Origin of the sequence: Gordonia phosphorivorans (genome assembly GCF_042432625.1) — a bacterium.
GTDB lineage: Bacteria > Actinomycetota > Actinomycetes > Mycobacteriales > Mycobacteriaceae > Gordonia > Gordonia phosphorivorans.
Map to the genome: position 1 here is coordinate 104,871 of NZ_JBHLWV010000016.1, position 22,365 is coordinate 127,235.

The following is a 22,365-nucleotide window of genomic DNA, read 5'->3' on the forward strand; positions in this document are numbered from 1 at the left end:
CTTGACAGCACCGAATTCCAGGAATTTGTTACCCACGCGCCCGACGTTACTCGCCCAAGTTGGACAAATCCTGAGAATCGTCCCGCGGTCCGCGCGCGGACCTGCGATACTGCGCCGGTGATTGCGATCGACCGCCCCAAACTCGAAGGCTCCGTGGCCGTCGGCGACAAACGTCGTCGGCGCATCGGGTTCTCGGAGTTCGGCTCCCCCACCGGCCCCGTCGTCATCTGGCTGCACGGCACGCCCGGCGCACGACGCCAGATCCCGTGCGAGGCGCGCGAGTACGCCGAGGAGCGCGGCTTCCGGCTCATCGGCCTCGACCGCCCCGGCGTGGGCTCGTCCACCGCCCACCGCTACGAGGCCATCAGCGACTTCACCAGCGACTTCCAGATCGTGCTGAGTACCCTCGGCGTGGACCGCTGCTCGGTGATCGGCATGTCCGGCGGCGGGCCGTACACGCTGGCCTGCGCCAAGTTCCTACCCGACCGGGTGGTCTCGGTCGGCGTCGTCGGCGGCGTGTCGCCGGTGACCGGCCCGGACGGGATCGCTGGCGGCGCCGTGGACAACATCCGCGCCGTGGAGCCCCTGCTGAGCAAGGCCGGGGGACCGATCGGGAAGGCCGTGAGCGCGATCCTGTCCGTCGCCCGGCCGATCGCCGAACCGGCCATCGCCACCTACGGACGGCTCTCGCCCGACGCCGACCGCGAGCTGCTCTCCCGCCCCGAGTTCAAGGCGATGTTCCTCGACGACCTGTTGCACGGCGGCAGCCGCCGCATGGAGGCTCCCTTCGCCGACCTGGCGCTGTTCGTGCGGGACTGGGGGTTCCGGGTCGGCGACGTCACCACCCCGGTCATCTGGTGGCACGGCGACCGCGACAACATCATTCCGTACGCGCACGGCGTGCACATGACGTCCCTGCTGCCGAACGCGGAACTGGTGACGGTGCCCGGCCAGAGTCACCTGAGCACCCTGGGCATGTCGGTGGAGATCATCGATCAGGTGCTGGCCGCGTGGCCGGACCAGACCCTGCGTCACGACCGGACGCCGCTGCCCGCCCTGGCCTGACCGGTCAGAGGCCGGGCGCGGTCGTCGCCAATCCGGCGGCCAAGCCCAGCAGCACCGTCAGCAGCGCGACCTCCACCACCGCCCGCCGCAGCGACACCGCCTCGTCGGTGCGATGGCGCGACGCCGCCGGCACCCAGGTGCGTCGCGCGACGGCGGCCAGCACCAGCAGCACGGCCAGCCCGGCGGCCTTGGCCAGGACGACGCGGCCGTAACCGGTCTGCCACCAGTCGGCGCCGACACCGAGCTGCAGGGCCGCGGCACCCACCCCGGTGGCGACCAGCACGCCCACCGCGGGCAGCGCCAGCCGGGAGAACTCCGGGAGCGCTCGCGCCCAGCCGCCCCGTCCCCGGACGGTGAGCGCCATCGCCGCCAGCGTGCCCGCCCACCAGGCCGCGAGCACCGCGTGCACGCCCACCAACAGTTGGGGCCACAGGCTCACCGCGGCATGGCCGGTGGTGGCCACCGCGAACACCCCGATCCCGGCGACCACCGCGACCAGGGTCGGCGGTGCGAACGGCCGGTACACCCAGGCGAGCACCACGATCGCGCCGCCGACGCAGATCAGCGCGGCCAGCCCGGTCTGCACACCCAGCGTCACATCACCGAAACCCACCCGCATGGGCGAGCGGCCGGCCCGCTCGGCCACCTGCAGCCACGCGGTGATCAACGAGGCGGCACCCCAGCAGCCCGCGACCCCGGCGATGACCGAGTGCACGGGCTCGGCGCCCACCAGGCTCAGGGCCCCGAGGCCCACCAGCAGGCACCCGGCCGCCAACGCGATGCCGCCCGGCCAGGCCGACGACAACGGTCCGTCCGGCCCGGCCAGCGCCGCACACAGGACCAGCCCGACGAGCACCCCCGCCACCACGACGGCCAGTACCCGGCCGGTACGCGCGGCGCCCCCGGCCGCGACGGACTTGGGAGTCACTCTCCCCGACGACGCAGCGCCAGCACCATGGCCACGGCGATCACCAGCAGCACGGCGACCACGATCAGCACGATCGCCCACACCGGGAAACCGCCGCCTTCGTCGGTCACCGCCAGTTCCTCCGCGTCGGCGAGCTCGCCGGGCTGCCCGTCACCGGCGACGGTGAGGGTGAAGATCCGCTGGCCCTGCACCGGGTGGCCGTCGGCCGAGGTGACCCGGAAGTTGACCTTGTACTCGCCCACCGGTCCGAGCGCGTTCACCGGCACCGAGATGGTGCGACCGTCGACGACCGGATCGCCCTGCTGCCAGAACCGACCGTCCGGGCCGATCACCAGCAGGGTGGCGTACTCGGCGCGGAGATTCTCGTTGAACGTGACCGAGACCTCCCCCGGCGAGCGATCCAGCTGCGCGCCGCCGGTCGGCGAGGAGCTGACCACACCCGAGTGCGCGGCCGCCTCGCCCGCGCCCAGCCACCCGACACCCATCACCCCGGCGAGCAACGCCAGCACCGTCGCGAGCACCGTCGACGAGGCGCGACGGGAGACGGAGGCAGCGGACACACGGACGGGAGCGATCAGTGCGAGGTTCATGGGCCCATGATGGCACGCGCGATACCGTAGAGCCGTGTCGGTCTATTCTCACGGTTTCGCCCGCATCGCCGCCGCTGTGCCCGTGGTGGCACTGGCCGATCCGCACCGCAACGCCGAACGCACCATCGCCCTGATCGAGCAGGCGCACGCCGCGGACGCCGCCCTGGTGGTCTTCCCCGAAATGGGCCTGTGCGGCTACAGCGTCGACGACCTCGTCCAGCAGGATGCGCTCACCGACGCGGTGATGGCCGCGCTGGACCAGATCGTCGAGGCCACCGTCGGGCTGCGCCCCCTGGTGGCCGTCGGCGCTCCGCTGCGGGTCGACGATGCCCTGTTCAACTGCGCGGTCCTCATTCAGGACGGCACGATCCTCGGTGTCACGCCCAAGTCGTACCTGCCCAATTACCGGGAGTTCTACGAGCAGCGCTACTTCGCGGCCGCTCGCGACGCGGTGGTGGACACGGTGCGACTGGGCGGGCAGGAGGTGCCGTTCGGCACCGACCTGATCTTCGAGGCCGCCGACGCGCCGGGGCTGCGGGTGCACGCGGAGGTCTGCGAGGACAGCTGGGTGCCGATCCCGCCGAGCACCTGGGCGTCGCTGGCCGGGGCGACCGTCTTGGTGAATCTGTCCGGCAGCCCGGTGACGGTGGGCAAGGAGGCCTACCGCGAGTCACTGGTCACCGGCCAGTCCGCCCGCTGCGTGGCCGCGCAGGTCTATGTGGCGTCCGGCTTCGGCGAATCGACCACCGACCTGGCCTGGGACGGCGACGCCCTGATCGCCGAGAACGGCACCCTGCTGGCCCGCAGCGAAGCCTTCGCCATGCACGAGCAGCTGATCGTGACCGACGTCGACCTCGATCGGCTCCGGCAGGAACGCGCCCGGATGATCAGCCTGCGCGACCAGGTCGGCGACTACTCCGCACAGGCCCGCGACTTCCGCCGCATCGGCTTCACGCTCGGCGACCTGGACCAGGCCGACACCGACCTTCGGCGCACCGTGCCGCGCTACCCGTTCGTCCCGGCCTCGGAGGCCGACCGCGAACGGCGCTGCCGCGAGGTGATGAACATCCAGGTGCAGGGTCTGGCCCAGCGGATGCGCGCCATCGGCTGCCAGCAGGTGGTGATCGGTGTCTCCGGCGGCCTGGACTCGACCCTCGCGCTGCTCGCCGCGGTGGAGACCTTCGACCGTTTGGGCCTGGACCGCACCGGCATCCACGCGTACACCATGCCCGGCTTCGCCACCGCCGATCACACCCTCGCGCGCAGCCACGTGCTGATGAATTCGCTCGGCATCAGCGGCTCCGAACTCGACATCCGGCCGTCGGCGCTGCAGATGCTCACCGACCTCGGGCATCCGTTCGTCGACGGGGAACCGGTCTACGACATCACCTTCGAAAACGTGCAGGCCGGCGAACGCACCTCCCATCTGTTCCGGCTGGCCAACCATCTCGGCGGCATCGTGCTGGGCACCGGCGACCTGTCCGAGCTCGCGCTGGGCTGGTGCACCTACGGCGTCGGCGATCAGATGTCGCACTACAACGTCAACGGTTCGGTGCCCAAGTCGCTGATCCAGCACCAGATCCGCGCCATGATCGACGCCGGTTCCTATCTGCCGGAGACCACCGCGGCCCTGCGCGAGATCCTCGCCGACGTGATCACCCCCGAACTGATCCCGCCCGGCGAGGACGGCGCGGTGCAGAGCACCGAGGACACCGTCGGCCCGTACGCGCTGCACGACTTCTTCCTCTACTACCTGACGCGGTTCGGCTACCGGCCCGCGAAAATCGCCTACCTCGCCGAGCAGGCGTGGGGCGACAAGACCACCGGGCACTGGCCGTCGATGATGGGCGACGAGGAGCGCAACGAGTACGACGCGGCGACCATCGGCCGCTGGCTGGAGGTCTTCCTCCGCCGGTTCATGGCCAATCAGTTCAAGCGCACGGCCATGCCGAACGGGCCGAAGATCGGCTCGGGCGGCTCGCTGTCCCCGCGCGGGGACTGGCGTGCCCCCTCGGACGCACCGGCCACCGTCTGGCTCGACGGTCTGGACTGACGGTCGGGGCCGCCGCGGCCGGGGCTATTCGCCCTCGACGTGCAGCACCTTGATCTCTTCGATCACCGCCGCCTCGGCGGCCGCCCGCACGTCGGCGTCCAGCGCCTCGGCCACCTCGGTGGCCGCCACGTCGGCGTCGACCGCGGCGCTCAGCTCGGCCAGCTGGCTCTCGAAGTTGCCGCACAGATCCCAGATGTCCGGGGTGATGTCGGCGCAGGTCAGCAGCCCGATATTGAGCACGCCCCCGGCGGAGAACACGGTGATGTTCAAGCCCAGGCCGTGGAAGATCGGGGCCAGCGGGTAGACCGACTCCACGCGGCCGCCCAGCAGGTACATGTCGAAGGGCGGGCCCGCGACATTGGAGATCACCGTGTTGAAGATCGGCGGGTGCAGGGCCGACAGGCGCCGGTCGGCGTAGAGCCGCATGAACGCGCCGAGGGTGTTGCCCGGCGCGAACTCGGCGAAGGCGCGCAGCATGTTCGGGTCCACGTCGCTGTGGTGCGCCTTGGCCTGGTTGGCGTAGATCCCGGCCACCCGCAGGCGTTCGACGGGGTCGGCGACCGTGGTGGGCAGCCGGGTGAACATGCCGGTCACCTTGTTGGTGCCGGCCACCACCAGGTCCTTCTCCTCGGCCCCGCGCACCGACACCGGTACCAGGCCGACCAGCGGATCGTCGGGCAGTTCCTCCCGGTCGGCGAGGTATTCGCGCAGGGCGCCGCCGGTCATGGCCAGCACCACGTCGTTCACCTTGACCCCGAAGTGGTCCTTGATGCGCTTGACCTCGTCCATCGGCAGCTGCGTCAGCGCGATGGAGCGACGCGGGGTCAGCGGCGCGTTGAAGCGCGTCCGCGGGGCCAGGAACGGGGCGGGCATGCCGTCGCCGGAGCGCACACGCTTGATCCACTCCACCGGCACCGGCAGCGTCTTGGGAATCAGCTTCATCGCCGCGATCGGCCGCGACAGGAAGTAGTTGAGCGCACCGCCGAGGGCCAGTTCGGCGCGCGGCGCATCGCCGGCGGTGACGGCCACCTGCTGAGGATCGAGCTCGGGCGGATCGGGCGACACGGTGGCCAGCTGACCGAGGATGTCGGCCACGGTGGCGCCGTCGACGGAGGCGTGGTGCATGCGCAGCAGCAACGCGATGCGATTGTTCTCCATGCCCTCCATCACCCAGAGGTCCCAGAGCGGCTTCTTACGGTCGAGTTCCTGGCCGACCAGGTGGCTGCACATCTGCGCCACCTCGCGGACCCGGCCCGGCGACGGAATCGCGATCCGCACCACGTGGCGGTCGATGTCGAAGTCCTCGTCCTCCACCCACACCGGATGGTCGATGTTGGTCAACGAGTCGGCGAGCTTGCGGCGGAAGATCGGCAGTCCCTTGACCCGCCGGGCCATCTCGGCGCGCATCTTCTCGAAGGAGTAGCCCCCGGGAATGGTCGACGGATCGATCTGCAGAATCGCCGCCACGCTCATCACCTGGGACGGGGTCTCCAGGTAGAGAAAGGATGCGTCCAGACCACTGAGCCGTTCCATAACAGGTTGCCCCCTGCTCGTCGAAGAATCGTCGGCACCGGCCCGAGGACGGACCTGAGGTCCACAGTAGACCCGCGAGGGTCCCGGCGAGCCGGCCGGAGAGTAGGCCGCGGCACTACCCCACATTCACTATTAGAACACGTTACAGTTCTTCTCGTGACCGACAGATTCTCCGCCGCCGAGCTCGACGCGGCGTTCGCCGTCTTCCAACAGACCGTCGCCGAGGTGGCCGTCAGCCGGGACTGGGATCGCTGGGCCGAACAGTTCACCGAGGACGCGCACTACGTGGAACACGCGTACGGAACGTTCCACGGCCGCGAGGCCATTCGCGCCTGGGTCACCAAGACCATGACGTCGTTCCCGGGCAGCCACATGACCGAGTATCCGTCGCTCTGGCACGTCAGCGACCCCGCCACCGGCCGGGTGATCTGCGAGATCGACAACCCGATGCGCGATCCGGGCGACGGCAGCGTGTGGGGCGCCACCAACATCACCATCCTCACCTACGCCGGCGACGGCCTGTGGAGCGGTGAGGAGGACGTCTACAACCCGATGGAGTTCGGGCAGATGACCTACAACTGGTGCGAGCGTGCCGCGGCCTGCGGCACCCTCGACGAACCCGCCCGCCGATGGATGGACACCTACGGCGCCGCCTTCGCCCCGCGCCGGAAAGCCTGACGGCGACCCGGGTGCTCGGTCCCGATCTGCGCCGCACACCGCCGACAGACTTGGGACGACCCCGGCGTTGACGTAGCCTGAAGAGAGCACGCCTCGTCGACAGTACGTTTGTCGATGCCGAACACCCCCGATCTAAGAGGAATCACCGATGGCACGTGAACTCACGCAACTCGAGCTTCTCCGGGAGCTGGAGTCGACGGCCGAAGACAACGTCAACCGGCACCTCAAGGTGGCCCGGGACTGGAACCCGCACGACTACGTGCCGTGGTCGGACGGCGCGGACTTCGCCGCTCTCGGCGGCAGCGACTACGACCCGGAGAACTCGCAGCTCGACGAGGTCGCCAAGGCGGCCATGATCACCAACCTGCTGACCGAGGACAATCTGCCCTCGTACCACCGGGTGATCGCCGACAACTTCTCCATGGACTCCGCGTGGGGCCACTGGGTGGGTCGATGGACCGCCGAGGAGAACCGCCACTCCATCGTGATGCGCGACTACCTCGTGGTGACCCGCGGCGTCGATCCCGTGGCCCTGGAAGAGGCCCGGATGATCCACATGACCAACGGCTACGACCCGATGCTCGCCGCCGCCGGCCGCACCGAAGAGCTCGAAGGCCAGGACATCGACGGCGTCGGCCTGCTCCACTCGGTCGCCTACGTGACCTTCCAGGAGCTCGCCACCCGCGTGAGCCACCGCAACACCGGCAAGGCGTGCAACGATCCGATCGCCGACCGCATGCTGCAGCGCGTGGCCGCCGACGAGAACCTGCACATGATCTTCTACCGCAACATCTGCGGCGCGGGCATGGACCTGTCGCCGGACCAGACGCTGCGCGCGGTGACCGACATCGTCACCAACTTCCAGATGCCCGGCGCCGGCATGCCGAACTTCCGTCGCCACGGCGTCCTGATGGCCAAGCACGGCATCTACGACCTGCGTCAGCACCTCGAAGAGGTCATCATGCCGGTCCTGCGCAAGTGGAACGTCTTCGAGCGCAACGACTTCGGCGCCGAGGGCGAGAAGACCCGCGACGAACTGGCGGCATTCCTGGAGCAGCTGGAAGCCGATGCCACCCGCTTCGAGGAGATGCGTGATCGCTCCCTCGCCCGCGAAGCGGCCAAGGCCGCCAAGGCCGCTTCCTGATCCGACGGAAGCGAACCCATCAGTAGCGACACCCTGGCACCGGCGCCCTCGATCATCGAGGGCGCCGGTTCCCTGCATCCCGTAGCCCCGACCCCGCTCCGCATCGGCTCGATCGAGCTGAGCAGTCCGGTGGTGCTGGCACCCATGGCCGGCGTCACCAACGTCGCCTTCCGCATGCTGTGCCGCGAGCTGGAACTGGCGCGCACCGGCACCGTGTCGGGCCTGTACGTCTGCGAGATGGTGACCGCCCGCGCCCTGTACGAGCGCCACCCGGTCACCATGCACATGACCACGTTCGATCCGTCCGAGACGCCGCGGTCGATGCAGCTGTACACGGTCGATCCGGAGTACACCTACCGCGCCGCCAAGATGATCGTCGACGAGGGGCTGGCCGACCACATCGACATGAACTTCGGCTGCCCGGTCCCCAAGGTCACCAAGCGGGGCGGCGGGTCGGCCATCCCGTACAAGCGTCGCCTGTTCGGCCGGATCGTCGCCGCGGCGGTCAAGGCCACCGAGGGCACCGACATCCCGGTCACGGTCAAGTTCCGCATCGGAATCGACGACGACCACCACACCCACCTCGACGCCGGCCGGATCGCCGAGCAGGAGGGTGCGGCCGCGGTGGCCCTGCACGCCCGCACCGCCGCGCAGCGCTATTCGGGCACCGCGCAGTGGGCGGAGATCGCGCGACTCAAGGAGCACGTGACGTCGGTGCCGGTGCTCGGCAACGGCGACATCTTCGAGCCCGACGACGCCGTGCGGATGATGGAACAGACCGGCTGCGACGGCGTCGTCATCGGGCGCGGCTGCCTGGGGCGTCCGTGGCTGTTCGCCGAACTGTCGGCCCGGTTGCGCGGCGAACCCGCCCCGGCGGCGCCGAATCTGGGTGAAGTGGGCCAGATCATGTACCGCCACGGCGAACTCCTCAGCGCGCACCACGGCGAAGACAAGGGCATGCGGGAGATCCGCAAGCACATCGCCTGGTATCTGCGCGGATTCCCCGCAGGCTCGGACATCCGCTCCCAGCTGTCGCTGGTCACCAGCCTGGCTGACCTGCGACGTCTGATCGACGGCCTGGACGCCGACGCCCCCTTCCCGGAGGACGGCCACGGCCCGCGCGGCCGCCAGGGCACCCCGGCCAGCGTCCACCTTCCCGAGGGCTGGCTCGACGACCCGGAGGAAGACATCGTTCCCGAGGGCGCCGAGATCATGCACTCCGGCGGCTGAGCGAGCCCGGCCTACAGTTTTCTCTCAGTTGCGGCCATTACGATGTGCCCAGCCCCCGACTAAGGACCCCCCGTGACTTCGAACGAACCACCCGGCACGCCGCCGGAGCGCCCCTCCGGGCCTGCGCGGCGCTCCCGGCGTGCCGGTCGAACGTCGCAGTCGTACGAATTCACCAGCCGGTTCGGCGATGCTTCGGGCACCGCCGGGCAGGACGGCGAGGGCCTGCGCGAACCGAGCCGTCGGGACCGCTCGATCCCTGGACGGGGACGACTCACCGTCCGCCAGCTGATGGACGAGATGGGGGTGCAGGGTCCGCCCCCCGCAGCCCCCGATCGCCCCGCCCCCGATCGCCCCGCGCCCGGCGCCCCCGACGACATCACCCAGGCGCTGCCCACCTTCCCGCGCCCGTACCGGCCAGTGGATCTGTCCGAGACGGCGACCGCCGAACGGTCCCAGGCCGAATCCCGCGCTCAGGGCACGCCCGTCCCCCCTGTTCCGCCTGCCCCGCCCGCTCCCCCGGCGCCGCGCCCGGTCCCGTCGGTCGACGTCGAGCCGGCCGGCGCCCCCGCCGTCCCCCGTGAGGTCGCCGCCCCGAGTGAGTCGGCCGTCCCGCGTGAGGCCGCCGCCGACCGCGACGAGAGCCCGGCCGCCGAGGCCGCCGCCTCCGGCACCCGCCGCCCGCTGGAACCGACCCCGGATCTCACCGACATGCTGCGGCGGCTGCGTACCCGGCGTCGCACCTCCCGTGCGCCGGCGAAGGCGCCGGTGGACCGGCGCAAGATCGCCCACAACGGCGGACGCGTCCTGGTCGCCCTGGTCTGCGTGCTCACGCTGGTCGGCACCGGCTACATGTGGAACCTCAAGCGCGGCTGGAACGGCAGTTGGAACAACGTCGCCGCGGTCGACGGCAACGACCCGAACATCCGGGACAAGACCGCCCAGTACGGCGACGAGACCTACCTGATCGTCGGCACCGATTCGCGCGCGGGAAAGAACGCCAAGCTCGGCGGCGGTGACACCACCACCATCGAGGGAAGCCGCGCCGACACCATCCTGCTGGTGAACATCCCCGCCGACCGCAGCCGCGTGGTGGCCGTGTCCTGGCCGCGCGACCTGCAGGTGGACCGCCCCGAATGCCAGACCTGGGACGCGGCCACGGGCGAATACTCCGGCGACCTGTACCCGGCCAACGGCGTGAAGCTGAACGGCGTGTACGCCGATGGCGGACCGTCGTGCCTGGTCAAGACGCTGACCCAGATGAGCGGCCTGCACATCAACCACTTCATCGCGATGGACTTCGAGGGTTTCGAGAAGGTCGTCAACGTGATCGGCGGGGTCAACGTGTGCTCCACGGTGCCGCTGTACGACTACGAACTCGGCTACATCCTGCGCAAGGCCGGCACCAAGAAGCTCACCGGTCGCCGCGCACTGAACTACGTGCGCGCCCGCAACATCTCGGCCGAGGGCAACGGCGACTACGGGCGGATCAAGCGCCAACAGCTGTTCATGTCGTCCCTGCTGCGGTCGACGCTGTCCTCGGACGTGCTGTCCAATCCGAGCAAGCTGAACAAAATCGTCAAGACCTTCATCGAGTACTCCACGGTCGACGGCGTCGACACCGACTCGCTGATCCAGCTCGCCGACTCCATGCAGGGCGTGGAAGCCGGGCGGGTCACCTTCCTGACCATCCCGACGTCGGGCACCAGCGAAGACGGCGAGAACAACGAGATCCCGCGCATCGAGGACATCGATGCGATCTTCAACGCGATCATCGACGACAAGCCGCTGCCGGGCGAGAAGAAGCAGACGCAGGCGCCCAAGTCCTCCTCCGCCGCACCGTCGGCGGCACCGAAGGCGCCGAGCACCAGCGCACCGGCCCAGGCCACCGCCCAGTACCCGACCAACGTCTCGGTGCGCGTGCTCAACGGCTCCGGCCAGGCCGGCGTGGCCACCGCGGTGATGAACCTGCTGATCTCCGAGGGTTTCAACGTTCCCGGTGTGGCCGACGCGTCCAGCAACCGCTCGGACACCGTGGTGCGCTACGGCGCCGGCGAACGCGATTCGGCGGTCACCATCGCGCAGATGTTCCCGGGCGCCCGCATTCAAGAGGACGACAACGTCAAGGTGGGCGTCGAGATCATCTTGGGCGAGGACTTCGAGGGCACCACGACGATGCTCGACGCGCCGACGCCGGGCAGCACCATCTCGTCCGGTCAGCTCCCGGAGACCGACGCCAAGTCGGATCTGCCCAATGACCTGTCGATCACCAACGCCGGCGACACCACCTGCTCCTGACCCCTCCCCGATCCGGCCCGAGCCGGGGGATGCGCGGTGTCGGCACGGAGTTCACGCCGCCTTCACCGTCGCGTCCGCGTCCGGTCCGGCAGCAGACGTACGATTGACCGCATGCGGGATGCCTATCAGGAGCAGATGGTTGCGCTCAACGCGCTGCTCGGCGAGATGTGTGACACCGTCGGCCGCGAGATGGAGCGCGCGACGCAAGCTCTCCTCGACGCCGACTTGGAGCGAGCCGAGCAGGTGATCAGCGACCACGACAGCCTGACGGCGCGCTCGGCCGAGGCCGAGGAGATGGCGTTCGAACTGCTCGCCCGGCAGGCGCCGGTGGCCGGCGACCTGCGCAGCATCGTCGGCGGCTTCCAACTCGTCGCCGAGATCGACCGGATGGGAGCGCTGGCGCTGCACGTGGCCAAGGTGGCCCGTCGCCGCCACCCGTCGCGGGTGCTGCCCGAGGAGGTGGCCGGCTACTTCGTGGAGATGGGCCGGCTGGCCGTCGAGCTGGCGCACAGCGCGCACAACGTGCTGCAGAGCCAGAACTATCAGGACGCGTTGGCCCTCATGGAGGACGACGACGCGATGGACGATCTGCACCGGCACCTGTTCACGGTGATGATGGACCGCGACTGGGAGCACGGCGTCGCCTCCGCGGTGGACGTCACGCTGCTCGGCCGCTACTACGAGCGCTTCGCCGACCACGCCGTCTCCATCGCCCGCCGCGTGGTCTTCCAGGCCACCGGCAAGACCCCCGAACAGTTGCAAGAGGCCAGCTGAGCCTGATCCGACGTTGCCCCTACCGTGACGTATAGCGCGGCGGAACGCCTCTAGCTCGAGGCCGCACCGCATACGTCCGGGTAGGGACAAGCGAAAGGGCCCCGGCGGATTTCCGCCGGGGCCCTTCTTGTTGGTCGGTTCAGCCGAAACGGCCGGAGATGTAGTCCTCGGTCTCCGTGCGCGTGGGATTGGAGAAGATGCCGGAGGTGGCACCGACCTCCACCAGCTGGCCGGGCTGCCCCACGTCGGCCAGGTTGAAGAAGGCCGTCTGATCGCTCACCCGCGCCGCCTGCTGCATGTTGTGGGTCACGATGACGATCGTGTAGTCCTTCTTCAGTTCGGCGATGAGATCCTCGATGGCCAGGGTGGAGATCGGGTCCAACGCCGAGCACGGCTCGTCCATCAGGAGCACCTGCGGGGACACCGCGATCGCCCGCGCGATGCACAGCCGCTGCTGCTGGCCGCCGGACAGCGCGCCGCCCGGCTTGTTGAGGCGGTCCTTGACCTCGTTCCAGAGGTTGGCGCCGCGCAGACTCTGCTCGGCCACCTCGTCCAGACGCTTACGATCGCGCACACCGGCCAGCTTCAGCCCGGCCACCACGTTGTCGCGGATCGACATCGTGGGGAACGGGTTGGCGCGCTGAAAGACCATGCCGACCGTGGTGCGCACCCCGACCGGGTCGACGTCCTTGCCGTACAGGTCGAGGTCGTCGAGCAGCACCGATCCGGTGGCGTAGGCGCGCGGGGTCACCTCGTGCATGCGGTTGAGGGTCCGCAGCACCGTCGACTTACCGCAGCCGGACGGGCCGATGAACGCCGTCACCGACTTCGGCGCGATCGTCAGCGAGACGTCCTTGACGGCGTGGAAGTCGCCGTAGTAGATGTTCAGGTCTTCCAGGGTGAGGCTCTTGGCCATGGTCAGCTTCTTTCTGTGCGCGGGCCGGTGAATGCGGCCAGCAGACGCGCCATCACGTAAACGATCGCGACGGCGATGACGAGGGTGAGTGCCGAGCCCCACACGGTTTCGTAACCGCTCGGCCCGCTGTTGTACTCCTGCAGCATCTGCAGGGGCAGCGACTGCTGGTTTCCGTCGAACGGGTTGACGTTCATCGCGCGGGTGGCGCCGACGAGGATCAGCACCGGGGCCGACTCGCCCATGACGCGGGCCACCGCCAGCATGACGCCGGTGATGATGCCGCTCATCGCGGTCGGCAGCACCACCCGCAGGATGGTCTTCCACTTGGGCACGCCCAGCGCGTAGGACGCCTCGCGCAGCTCCCGCGGCACGATCTTGAGCATCTCCTCGGTGGCTCGCACCACCAGCGGGATCATCAGCAAGACGAGGGCGAGGGCCACGACGAAGCCGGACCGCGGCAGATCCAGTGTGGTGCGCCAGACCGCGTAGACGAACAGGGCGGCCACGATCGACGGCACGCCGGCCAGGACGTCGACCATGAAGGTGGTCACCTTCACCAGGCGTCCACCCTCGTTGGCGTATTCCACCAGGTAGATGGCCACCAGGATGCCGAGCGGGATGGCGATGACCGCGGCCAGCGCGGTCTGCATCAGGGTGCCCACGATGGCGTTGGCCGCGCCGCCGTAGCGTTCGGACTTCAGCCACCAGTCCGGGTCGAGGATCGGTCCGATCCCACGTGAGACGAGTGTGTACACCAGCCACCCGAGCGGCAGCACGGCCAGCACCACCGCAAGGGTCACCGCGACGCGGGCCACCACGTCGGTCACCGTGCGGCGCCGCGAGGTGCGGGTGAGTCGGAGGTCGGTCGGGCCGTCGGGGGCGTCGAGCACGGCCGAGGATTTGCCACGAGTCATATCAGGACTTCCGGTCATGTCAGGACTTCCGGGTGATGACGCTGCGCGCGGCGGCGTTCACGATGAAGGTCAGCACGAAGAGCACCAGACCGGCCGAGATGAACGCACCGGTCTTGACCGGGGAGTCGAATTCGGCCGCGTTGTTGGCGATCGTCGTGGCGAAGGTCTGTCCGCTCTCGAGCAGGTTGAAATTGATCGGCGAGACCGTCGAGATGATGAGCATCAGGGCCATCGTCTCGCCGAGCGCACGGCCCAGACCGAGCATGGAGCCGGACAGGTAGCCGGAGAAGCCGAAGGGCAGCACCGCGGTGCGGACCACCTCCCACTTGGTGGCGCCGAGAGCCAGCGCCGCCTCCCGGTGCGTCCGCGGGGTCTGCACGAAGACTTCGCGGGTCACCGCCGTGATCACCGGCAGGATCATCACCGCCAGCACGATGCCCGCGGTCAGCATGGTGCCGCCGGTGGACATGTTGGCCGCGTTCGACGGCTCGGCGAAGAACGGCAGGAAGCCGAGGTTGTCCACCAACCACTGATTGGGGCCGACCATCGCCGGTCCGAGGACCAGAATGCCCCACAGGCCGTACACGATCGACGGCACCGCGGCCAGCAGATCGACGACGTAGGCCACCGGCCCGGCGATCCGCCGCGGCGCGTACTCGGTGACGAAGATCGCGATGCCCAGCGCCACCGGCATGGCGATCGCCAGGGCGATCACCGAGACCAGCACGGTGGCGTAGAACTGCGGCGCGATACCGAATTTCAGTTCACTGCCGGAGACCACCCACGGCCCGGTGTAGGTGAAGAAGTTCTCGGTGTTCTTCGCCAACGCCGGCACTGCCTGCAGCAGCAGGAACAGGGCGATCAGGCCGATCGCCGCCGACACCAGCAGACCGGAGCCGGTCGCCAGGGTCGACATGATCCGGTCGCCGAACCGGGACACCGTGGTCAACGCACCGGACGAGGACTGCGGCCGGTGCCGCGGGGGCGACGGCTCGGGCCGCCCACCGATCGTCGCGGTGGTCACCGGCGGGCTCATGGTGGTCTCCGGGGTGGTCACAGCGCGTCGATCGTGCCGCGCAGCGTGTCGGAATAGGCCTGCGGCAGGGGCACGAAGCCCAGTTCCTCAAGGCCGCTCTGCCCCTTGTCCAGGATGGTGGTGAAGGCCGCCTTGATGGCCGGAGCCAGGTCGGCGTTGTCGTATCCGGCCGAGCAGACCACCGAGTACGGGGTCAGCAGCAGCGGGTAGGCGCCTTCCTTGGACAGCGAGTACAGCGCGTCCGTGTTGACCACGAGGTCCTTGCTGCCCGGGTTGGCGAAGGTGACCCCTTCCAGCGCGCTGGCCGCCGAGCGGGCGGTGAGCTCGGTGGGTCCGGCGCCGAAGTCGATGCTCGCCACACCCAGCTCGTTCTCGGTGGCGAAGCCCCACTCGACGTAGGTCACGCTGCCCGCGGTCTTCTTGACCGTGTCGCCGACACCGGTCGACTTGGCCGCACCGGAACCGCCCTGGCCCGCCCACTCCTTGGAGTGCTCGTACGGCCAGTCCTGCGGGGCCGCGTCCTGCAGGTAGCGGGTGAAGTTGTCGGTGGTGCCCGAGCTGTCCGAGCGGTGCACCGGCACGATGGCCAGATCCGGCAGCGCGACGCCCGGATTGAGCACGGCGATCCTCGGGTCGTTCCACTTGGCGATCTTCGAGTCGAAGATCTGCGCGAGCACCGGTGCGTTCAGGTTCAGCTTGTCCACGCCGGGCAGGTTGTAGGCGACGGCGACCGGTCCGACGACGATCGGCAGGTGCCAGGCGTCGTTGCCGCCGCAGCGCTCCCGGGCCTGTGTGACCTCGTCGTCCTTCAGCGGCGAATCGGTGCCGGCGAAGTCGACGTCGCCGGCGAGGAACTTCTTCACACCGGCGCCGGAACCGGAACCGGTGTAGTCCAGGACGGCCCCGCCTTCGTCGGTGAGAACGTCGGAGAAGTGGGTCATCGCCTTCTGCTGCGCAGTGGAACCCTCTCCGGTGATGGTGGTGGAGTCGGAGCCGCCGCAGGCGGACAGCACCAGGCCGGCGGCCAGGGCCGCGGACACGGCAGCGGTGGTACGAGCGGCGGGCTTAAAGTTCGCAGACATGCGAGGGCAGACCTTTCGATTGCTTCGTCAACAAGGCGAAGCTATCGACGCTCGGTGAGATCGAGCCGTCGCGAAGGTGAAGCGCATCCAAACAGCTGACACCGGGCAGGCGAACCCGCTAGCGGTAGGCGACATCGATCGCATACGACCGGAAACCCAACCGCCGATAGGTGGTCAGCGCGGCGACGTTGTCGCCTTCGACGTACAGCTCCACCTCGGCCACCCCGCGGCCAGCGAGGTGATGCAGACCCACCAGGGTGAGCAGCGAACCCAGGCCGCGGCCCTGCTGATCTGGGTCGACGCCCACCACGTACACCTCGCCCAGGTCGCCCCCGGCGCCGGCGATCTTGGTCCAGTGGAAGCCCAGCAGGCGGTCCGGGTGGTCGGCGTCGAAGGCCAGGAACAGCCCGGCCGGATCGAACCAGTCCGCCGACGTCCGATCGTCGATCTGCTGCTGCCCCCAGCCGCCCTGCTCCGGATGCCAGCTGAAGGCGGCATTGTTCACGCGCAGCAGTTCGGCGTCGTCGGCGGGTCCGGCGTAGGTGCGCACCGTGAGGTCGGTCCGCTCGGGCACGGGCGGCAGCGGCACCGCCGCCGGGTCGCCGGGCGGTACGGCCCGACGCAGCTGCAGCAGTTCCCGCACCCGCTCCAGACCGAGGTTGCGCGCCAGCCCGGCCGCGGCGGGCAGATCGCCGTGCGCCCACAGCGCGGGTGCGGCGCCGCCGCCGGCGTGCCGAGCCTCCCCGAGGGCCGCGGCCACCAGCAGCGCGCCCTCACCATTGCCGCGGAAGTCCGGGTCCACCACGGCTTCGACCGCGCTCGCGCCGCCCGCGGGCGGCACCACGATGCCGGCGTAGCCGTGCGCCGACAGCACATGCAGCGCGTCGTCGGAGTCCAGCGCCAGCCGGAACTGTTCCGACAGCGCGGCCACCTCGTCGTGGGCGGCGGCGCGCTGCAACAGCTGGTCGACGGCGGTGCGGTCGGCGGCGCTCAGTGCGCCGCGGTGGATACGGGGCGAAGCGATCTCGGTCACCGTCCCACCGTAACCCCGAGGCGCCTATCCCGACGGTTCGACGGCATCGGCGTGGTCGTCGGCGTCCGCCTCGCCGTCGCGGCTGCGCGCCGGACGCACCGCCTTGTACCCGACGTTGCGGACCGTGCCGATGAGGGCCTCATGGTCACTGCCGAGCTTCGCGCGGAGTCGTCGGACGTGCACGTCGACGGTGCGGGTGCCGCCGAAGAAGTCGTAACCCCACACCTCGTGCAACAGTTGCGCGCGGGTGAACACCCGACCGGCGTTCTGCGCCAGATACTTCAGGAGCTCGAACTCCTTGTAGGTCAGATCGATCGGTTTGCCGCGCAGCCGCGCGGTGTAGGTGGCCTCGTCGATCACCAACTCGCCCAGCGTCACCAGGTCGTCCTGTTCCCCGCCGGCGCCGGCCCGCGCGGCCAGCAGCCGCAGTCGGGCGTCGAGTTCGGCGGGCCCGGTCTCCGGGAGCAGGAAATCGTCGATCCCCCATTCAGCGGTCACCGCGACGAGACCGCCCTCGGTGACCACGGCGCCCAGCAGGGAGGGTCCGCCGCGCAGCAGGCGACAGAGACCGCGGGCGGCCGCCAGGTCGCGCCGCGCATCCACGAGCACCACCTCGGCGTCACCGACGTCGACCAACGACGTGGTGTCGGCGGGGAGCGTGCGCACCCGGTGGGGGAGCAGAGAAAGGGAGGGCAGCACCGCTTCGGCGGTGGCCTCGAAGGTCAGCAACAACAAATCCACGACCACTCCGATCGGCGAGGTGGTTTTCATTGTGGGCTGTCGATCGACGCTGGCCGCAGCACCCGGTTCTTAGAATGACACAATAGCGGCAATGGCCTCCTCCTCACGCATCCCCGGTACCGGCCGCGCCCGGCGCACCGTGGCGTGGACGGTGGTCGTTCTCGTGTCCGCACTGGTGATCGCCGCTGTCGGCGACCTGTTCGCGGCCTCCCGCGCCGAGCACCGACTGGCCCGGGCCCTGCTGGCCGCGCCGACCCTCACCTACGAGCCGAACGTGATGTTCAGCGGCTTCCCGTTCCTGCCGTCCGCGTCCAGCGGCGAGTTCTCCCTGGTGCACATCAGTGCCGGCGGCGCCGCCGTCGACGGCTGCGGCGACCGCGGCCGGTGCACGGCCACGCTCGACGCGGAGCTGCACGACGCCGTCCTGGGCGACGTCTGGAAGCTCACCGACTCCACCCCGTTGACCTTCGCCCGCCTGACGGCGCAGACCCGCGTCGACTCGGTGAACCTGGGCCGGCTGATGAACATCGTCGACCTGTACCTGAACACCCCGGCCGCCGAGGGCGAGGTCGGCGGCGGCAGTCCCGGCGGCCCGCTCGCCGAACGCACCAGCGGTCTACTGCTCAGTGGAACGGTGCCCCTGCCCGGATCGCCCGCGCGGGACGGGAAGTACCCGCCGTCGGCCGTCGAGTACCGCTTCCCCAAGGTCAAGGTGAGCGTGTCCGCGCGCGTGGACGTGGTCGACGGGCGCGTCCGGATCGAGGCCACCGACTTCTACACCGGACCCGAAGAACACTTCGCCGCCGACGTTCCGGCCGAGTTTCGCTCACACGTACTTAAATTCTTCTCGGCGACCCTGCCGATTCTGCCGCTCGCCTGGGACACCGCGCCGACCAGGGCGTTCTCCCGCGGCAGCGACCTGATTCTGTTCGGTGAGCGCCCGGCCGGGACCGTCGAGCCCCGCGGCTTCTGACCGCGCTCACCGGGCGGAACGCCCGAGCTGTTGTAGTTTCGAAAACATGCACAGCGAGCCGTGAACACCACCGCTTCCCTGAGCTTCTCCCCCCTCACCTGACGGGTACTTCGTCGTACCCGAATACCGCAGGAATACCGAAAGGAATGTGAACCATGGCACGCTCAGATGTGCTGGTCAGCGCCGATTGGGCGCAGGAGAACCTGGCCGATCCCGACGTCGTTTTCGTCGAGGTAGACGAGGACACCTCGATCTACGACACCAACCACATTCCCGGGGCCGTGCGCCTGGACTGGCGCAAGGATCTGCAGGATCCGGTGCGCCGCGACTTCCTCGACGCGGACGCCTTCGGCAAGCTGCTCGGCGAGCGCGGTATCGGCAACGACGACATCGTGGTGCTCTACGGCGGCAACAACAACTGGTTCGCCGCCTACGCCTACTGGTACTTCAAGATCTACGGCCACAAGGACGTCCGTCTGCTCGACGGCGGCCGCAAGAAGTGGGAGCTGGACGGCCGTCCGCTCGACGGCGAGAGCGTGACCCGCACCGCCACCACCTACGTCGCCCGGCCGGCCGACACCTCGATCCGCGCCTTCCGCGACGAGGTGGTCGACTCGATCGGCGTCAAGAACCTCGTCGACGTCCGCAGCCCGGACGAGTTCAGCGGCAAGATCGCCGCCCCGGCGCACCTGCCGCAGGAGCAGGCGCAGCAGCGCGGCCACGTCCCCGGCGCCATCAACATCCCGTGGTCGACCACCGCCAACGAAGACGGCACCTTCAAGAGCGACGACGAGCTGACCGCCCTGTACGCGGCCAAGGGCTTCGACGACGCCAAGGAGACCATCGCCTACTGCCGTATCGGCGAGCGTTCCAGCCACACCTGGTTCGTGCTGCAGGAACTGCTGGGCAAGAAGAACGTCAAGAACTACGACGGCAGCTGGGTCGAGTACGGCTCTCTCGTCGGCGTCCCGGTTGAGATCTGAGCGAAGGAAGTAACGATATGTGCGCAGCACCCAAGCAGGGCCAGAACATCCCGGCCGGCGTCGACGTCGAGAAGGAGACCGTCCTGACCGGACAGGTCGTCGACGGCGGCGGCACCCCGGTGGCCGGCGCCTTCGTCCGGCTGCTCGACTCGACCGGCGAGTTCACCGCCGAAGTGGTGGCCTCGGCCACCGGCGACTTCCGGTTCTTCGCCGCCCCCGGCACCTGGACGCTCCGCGCGCTCAGCGCGCAGGGCAACGGCGATGTGACCATCGCCCCCGGCGCCCCCGGCATTCACAGCCAGGACGTCGCCGTCGCCCGGTGACCCCCTGATCTCCCGCTCGCTGAGCGGTGGCCGAACCCGGATCCCGTCTGCCTCGTGCAGGCGGGATTCGGTGCATCCAGGGCCGCCGCTCGGCACCGGCGCCGAGCGCACGCGCGGCCGACGTGGTGTGCGCCATAGCGCACCCGGTCGGGTCGGTTGATCCACGCCCGGGAGGTATCATGGGCGCGTGGTTACCTTCTTCGAAGTTCTCTTGTGGCTCGCGTCGGTGCTGATCGTGTGGTTCGCGGTCTATGTGATCTACCGTCTGGTCACCGACGAGTCATGACTCGCTCGGGCAACGAGGCGATCGCCGACGCCGAGCAGCGCGCCGCCGAGACCGCGGACAAGAACGTCCCGGTCGTCGGCGACTTGCCGTTGCCGGTCGACACCGCGAATCTACGACTCGGTCCCGACCTGCACCCCGGACTGCTCGGCCTGCTCCCGCTGGTGGGCGTCTGGGAAGGTGAGGGCGAGGGCCATCACCCGCTGACCCACGACGACTATCGTTTCGGGCAGCAGATCATCGTCAGCCACGACGGCGGCAACTACCTGTGCTGGCAGTCGCGGTCCTGGGTGATCGACGACGAGGGCGCGTACGTGCGCCCGGATCTGCGCGAATCCGGCTTCTGGCGGATCGGCGAGGACGACACCATCGAACTCATGCTGACCCATGCCGAGGGCTCCATCGAGCTCTACTACGGCCGCCCGCTCAACCAGACGTCGTGGAACCTCACCACCGACGTCACCATTCGCACCGAGACCGGCACCCACACCGGAGCCGCCAAGCGCCTGTACGGCCTGGTGCCCGACGGCGACCTGGCCTACGTGGAGGAACGTCTCGACGGCGAGGGCGACCTGACTCCCCGCCTGTCGGCCAAACTCGCCCGCGTCATCGGCTGACCCACTCCCCTCAGATCGCGACCATCCGATGGGTCCGCGCCGGTGCGCGTCGACCACGGATCGCGATCAGTTCGCGCGCGTGCCGCTCGAGCGCCACATCACCGGGCAGCTGGGGCACCCACGCCCGCACCGCGGTGGCATCGCCGTGCGCGTCCAGCGCGGCCAGCACCGCGAGGCTGTGCGCGGCCGGCCGCGCGGTCTCCCGCCCCTCCCGCGGCCAGTAGGCCCGCACGTCCACCGCGACATGCATCGTCTGCCGGCCCGTGTGGATCAGGCGCGCGGAGATCTCGACCACCTGACCGATGTGGATCGGCCGATAGAACCGCACCCCGCCCATGTAGGCGGCGGCCACTTCCCCCGAGCACCAGCGGACGCCGCACAGGTAGGCCGCGTCGTCGATCCAGTTCATCACGCGGCCGCCGTGCGCCTTGCCGCCCCAGTTCACGTCGGTGGGTGCGGCCAGGAAGCGCGTGTCCACCTCCAGGGCCGCGGTCGGCGCCGAGTAGTCGGCCGTCTCCATCGCCGCCGCGATCCGGGCGCGCACCTGGGACCGCTGCTGCGCGTACTCGCTGCGCGCGACGTCGTCGGCTCGTACCGGCTGCCACTGCCGCACCGGTGTCGGCGCCCCCTCGGCGTCGACGGCGACGAAGACCAGCAGACACGAACTGGCCGGGTGGAAGGTGCCCACCCGGGGGTCGGCGGAGGCGACGGTGCACTCGATGTGCATGGAGCTGCGGCCGGTGTGGATCAGGGTGGCGGTGACCTCCACCAGGTCGCCCGAGGAGATGTCGCGGCCGAAGCTGATGTTGCCCACGTAGGCCGTGACGCTGTAGCCGCCGGACCAGGCGGCCGCGCAGGCGTAGGCCGCCTTGTCGACCCACTCGAGGATGCGGCCGCCGCGGACGCCGCCGCCGAGGGAGGCGACGTCGGTGGGTGCGGCCAGAAAACGCAGGGTGATGTGTCGGTCGGTGATGGGCACGGGAGTTCCTCCTGATCGGCTGCACCCATGCTGACCTGCACCGCGATCGCACAGCGCGGCGGCTCCCGGGCGTGCGCACTCGGTGATCGTCCGGAAACCGGTGGACACGTCGCGGTAATCGCCCCGACCGTCCGCCCGCGACGCACGCCGGTCGCCGACGCACCCTCGGGTACCGATGTCGTCTGTGCCAGACTC

Annotated in this window: 21 protein-coding genes; 11 read left to right on the top strand and 10 right to left on the bottom strand. The window is 69.6% G+C overall.

From position 1 onward, the window contains the following. Positions 1-117: 117 nt before the first annotated feature. Positions 118-1,065, top strand: a complete 948-nt coding sequence (locus ACFFJD_RS06615; protein ID WP_382362379.1) for an alpha/beta fold hydrolase — start codon at positions 118-120, stop codon at positions 1,063-1,065. Between the two features lie 4 nt (positions 1,066-1,069). On the opposite strand, the gene ACFFJD_RS06620 is transcribed toward ACFFJD_RS06615, so the two are convergent. Next, positions 1,070-1,993, bottom strand: coding sequence for a CopD family protein (locus ACFFJD_RS06620; protein WP_382362381.1), 924 nt, complete (start codon positions 1,991-1,993; stop codon positions 1,070-1,072). Further along, positions 1,990-2,583, bottom strand: coding sequence for a copper resistance CopC family protein (locus tag ACFFJD_RS06625; RefSeq protein ID WP_382362383.1), 594 nt, complete (start codon positions 2,581-2,583; stop codon positions 1,990-1,992). Before ACFFJD_RS06625 ends, ACFFJD_RS06620 begins: the two co-directional genes overlap by 4 nt. 34 nt (positions 2,584-2,617) lie before the next feature. On the opposite strand from ACFFJD_RS06625, the gene ACFFJD_RS06630 reads away from it, so the two are divergent. Next, positions 2,618-4,636 carry an NAD(+) synthase gene (locus ACFFJD_RS06630; protein WP_382362385.1) on the top strand — a complete coding sequence of 673 codons (2,019 nt, stop codon included), beginning with the start codon at positions 2,618-2,620 and terminating at the stop codon, positions 4,634-4,636. 24 nt (positions 4,637-4,660) lie between these two features. Here the strand turns inward: ACFFJD_RS06630 and ACFFJD_RS06635 are convergent, their stop codons facing one another. After that, positions 4,661-6,169, bottom strand: a complete 1,509-nt coding sequence (locus ACFFJD_RS06635; protein WP_382362387.1) for a WS/DGAT/MGAT family O-acyltransferase — start codon at positions 6,167-6,169, stop codon at positions 4,661-4,663. A 156-nt stretch (positions 6,170-6,325) separates the two neighbouring features. Between ACFFJD_RS06635 and ACFFJD_RS06640 the strand changes: the two genes are divergently transcribed. From ACFFJD_RS06640 to phoU, 5 genes are all read left to right on the top strand, one after another. Next, positions 6,326-6,847 (top strand): nuclear transport factor 2 family protein, encoded by a 522-nt coding sequence (locus tag ACFFJD_RS06640; protein ID WP_382362389.1) that lies wholly within the window; start codon positions 6,326-6,328, stop codon positions 6,845-6,847. 148 nt (positions 6,848-6,995) lie between these two features. Beyond that, positions 6,996-7,991 carry an acyl-ACP desaturase gene (locus ACFFJD_RS06645; RefSeq protein ID WP_382362391.1) on the top strand — a complete coding sequence of 332 codons (996 nt, stop codon included), beginning with the start codon at positions 6,996-6,998 and terminating at the stop codon, positions 7,989-7,991. 72 nt (positions 7,992-8,063) lie between these two features. Then, positions 8,064-9,221, top strand: a complete 1,158-nt coding sequence (dusB, locus tag ACFFJD_RS06650; RefSeq protein ID WP_382362961.1) for a tRNA dihydrouridine synthase DusB — start codon at positions 8,064-8,066, stop codon at positions 9,219-9,221. Between the two features lie 72 nt (positions 9,222-9,293). Next, positions 9,294-11,516, top strand: a complete 2,223-nt coding sequence (locus ACFFJD_RS06655) for an LCP family protein (RefSeq protein ID WP_382362393.1) — start codon at positions 9,294-9,296, stop codon at positions 11,514-11,516. A gap of 111 nt (positions 11,517-11,627) precedes the next feature. Continuing rightward, positions 11,628-12,290, top strand: coding sequence for a phosphate signaling complex protein PhoU (phoU, locus tag ACFFJD_RS06660; RefSeq protein ID WP_382362395.1), 663 nt, complete (start codon positions 11,628-11,630; stop codon positions 12,288-12,290). A gap of 139 nt (positions 12,291-12,429) precedes the next feature. Here the strand turns inward: phoU and pstB are convergent, their stop codons facing one another. From pstB to ACFFJD_RS06690, 6 genes are all read right to left on the bottom strand, one after another. Then, positions 12,430-13,206, bottom strand: coding sequence for a phosphate ABC transporter ATP-binding protein PstB (gene pstB, locus ACFFJD_RS06665; RefSeq protein ID WP_382362397.1), 777 nt, complete (start codon positions 13,204-13,206; stop codon positions 12,430-12,432). Positions 13,207-13,208: 2 nt separating this feature from the next. Next, on the bottom strand, positions 13,209-14,120 hold the full coding sequence (gene pstA, locus ACFFJD_RS06670) for a phosphate ABC transporter permease PstA (protein ID WP_382362399.1): 912 nt from the start codon (positions 14,118-14,120) through the stop codon (positions 13,209-13,211). A gap of 19 nt (positions 14,121-14,139) precedes the next feature. Continuing rightward, on the bottom strand, positions 14,140-15,156 hold the full coding sequence (gene pstC, locus ACFFJD_RS06675) for a phosphate ABC transporter permease subunit PstC (RefSeq protein ID WP_382362963.1): 1,017 nt from the start codon (positions 15,154-15,156) through the stop codon (positions 14,140-14,142). Between the two features lie 17 nt (positions 15,157-15,173). Beyond that, entirely contained in the window at positions 15,174-16,238 is a 1,065-nt protein-coding gene (gene pstS, locus ACFFJD_RS06680; protein WP_382362401.1) for a phosphate ABC transporter substrate-binding protein PstS, read from the bottom strand. Between the two features lie 118 nt (positions 16,239-16,356). Beyond that, the gene (gene mshD, locus ACFFJD_RS06685) at positions 16,357-17,271 is read right to left on the bottom strand and encodes a mycothiol synthase (protein ID WP_382362403.1); all 915 of its coding nucleotides are present in this window, start codon (positions 17,269-17,271) and stop codon (positions 16,357-16,359) included. A gap of 24 nt (positions 17,272-17,295) precedes the next feature. Next, positions 17,296-18,012: a winged helix-turn-helix domain-containing protein gene (locus ACFFJD_RS06690; RefSeq protein ID WP_382362965.1), complete on the bottom strand. Its 717-nt coding sequence runs from the start codon at positions 18,010-18,012 to the stop codon at positions 17,296-17,298. Positions 18,013-18,103: 91 nt separating this feature from the next. Here ACFFJD_RS06690 and ACFFJD_RS06695 point away from each other — a divergent pair, with 91 nt between their 5' ends. The 4 genes from ACFFJD_RS06695 to ACFFJD_RS06710 all read left to right on the top strand — a co-directional run bounded on the left by ACFFJD_RS06695 (position 18,104) and on the right by ACFFJD_RS06710 (position 21,191). After that, a complete protein-coding gene (locus tag ACFFJD_RS06695) occupies positions 18,104-18,985 on the top strand; it encodes an LmeA family phospholipid-binding protein (RefSeq protein ID WP_382362405.1) in 882 nt (293 codons plus the stop codon). 155 nt (positions 18,986-19,140) lie between these two features. Then, entirely contained in the window at positions 19,141-19,968 is an 828-nt protein-coding gene (locus ACFFJD_RS06700; RefSeq protein ID WP_382362407.1) for a sulfurtransferase, read from the top strand. Positions 19,969-19,985: 17 nt separating this feature from the next. Beyond that, the gene (locus ACFFJD_RS06705; RefSeq protein WP_382362409.1) at positions 19,986-20,291 is read left to right on the top strand and encodes a DUF1416 domain-containing protein; all 306 of its coding nucleotides are present in this window, start codon (positions 19,986-19,988) and stop codon (positions 20,289-20,291) included. A gap of 282 nt (positions 20,292-20,573) precedes the next feature. After that, positions 20,574-21,191 carry a heme-binding beta-barrel domain-containing protein gene (locus tag ACFFJD_RS06710; RefSeq protein ID WP_382362411.1) on the top strand — a complete coding sequence of 206 codons (618 nt, stop codon included), beginning with the start codon at positions 20,574-20,576 and terminating at the stop codon, positions 21,189-21,191. A gap of 10 nt (positions 21,192-21,201) precedes the next feature. Here ACFFJD_RS06710 and ACFFJD_RS06715 read toward each other — a convergent pair whose 3' ends face one another. Then, positions 21,202-22,170 carry an acyl-CoA thioesterase gene (locus ACFFJD_RS06715; RefSeq protein WP_382362413.1) on the bottom strand — a complete coding sequence of 323 codons (969 nt, stop codon included), beginning with the start codon at positions 22,168-22,170 and terminating at the stop codon, positions 21,202-21,204. Positions 22,171-22,365: the final 195 nt, after the last annotated feature.

What these genes read in the sequence shown, in the direction of transcription:
- ACFFJD_RS06625 (WP_382362383.1), bottom strand. Translation starts at nt 2,583, where the DNA reads ATGAACCTCGCACTGATCGCTCCCGTCCGTGTGTCCGCTGCCTCCGTC.
- ACFFJD_RS06635 (WP_382362387.1), bottom strand. Translation starts at nt 6,169, where the DNA reads ATGGAACGGCTCAGTGGTCTGGACGCATCCTTTCTCTACCTGGAGACC.
- ACFFJD_RS06645 (WP_382362391.1), top strand. Translation starts at nt 6,996, where the DNA reads ATGGCACGTGAACTCACGCAACTCGAGCTTCTCCGGGAGCTGGAGTCG.
- phoU (WP_382362395.1), top strand. Translation starts at nt 11,628, where the DNA reads ATGCGGGATGCCTATCAGGAGCAGATGGTTGCGCTCAACGCGCTGCTC.
- pstB (WP_382362397.1), bottom strand. Translation starts at nt 13,206, where the DNA reads ATGGCCAAGAGCCTCACCCTGGAAGACCTGAACATCTACTACGGCGAC.
- pstA (WP_382362399.1), bottom strand. Translation starts at nt 14,120, where the DNA reads ATGACTCGTGGCAAATCCTCGGCCGTGCTCGACGCCCCCGACGGCCCG.
- pstC (WP_382362963.1), bottom strand. Translation starts at nt 15,156, where the DNA reads ATGAGCCCGCCGGTGACCACCGCGACGATCGGTGGGCGGCCCGAGCCG.
- pstS (WP_382362401.1), bottom strand. Translation starts at nt 16,238, where the DNA reads ATGTCTGCGAACTTTAAGCCCGCCGCTCGTACCACCGCTGCCGTGTCC.
- ACFFJD_RS06695 (WP_382362405.1), top strand. Translation starts at nt 18,104, where the DNA reads ATGGCCTCCTCCTCACGCATCCCCGGTACCGGCCGCGCCCGGCGCACC.
- ACFFJD_RS06700 (WP_382362407.1), top strand. Translation starts at nt 19,141, where the DNA reads ATGGCACGCTCAGATGTGCTGGTCAGCGCCGATTGGGCGCAGGAGAAC.
- ACFFJD_RS06705 (WP_382362409.1), top strand. Translation starts at nt 19,986, where the DNA reads ATGTGCGCAGCACCCAAGCAGGGCCAGAACATCCCGGCCGGCGTCGAC.
- ACFFJD_RS06710 (WP_382362411.1), top strand. Translation starts at nt 20,574, where the DNA reads ATGACTCGCTCGGGCAACGAGGCGATCGCCGACGCCGAGCAGCGCGCC.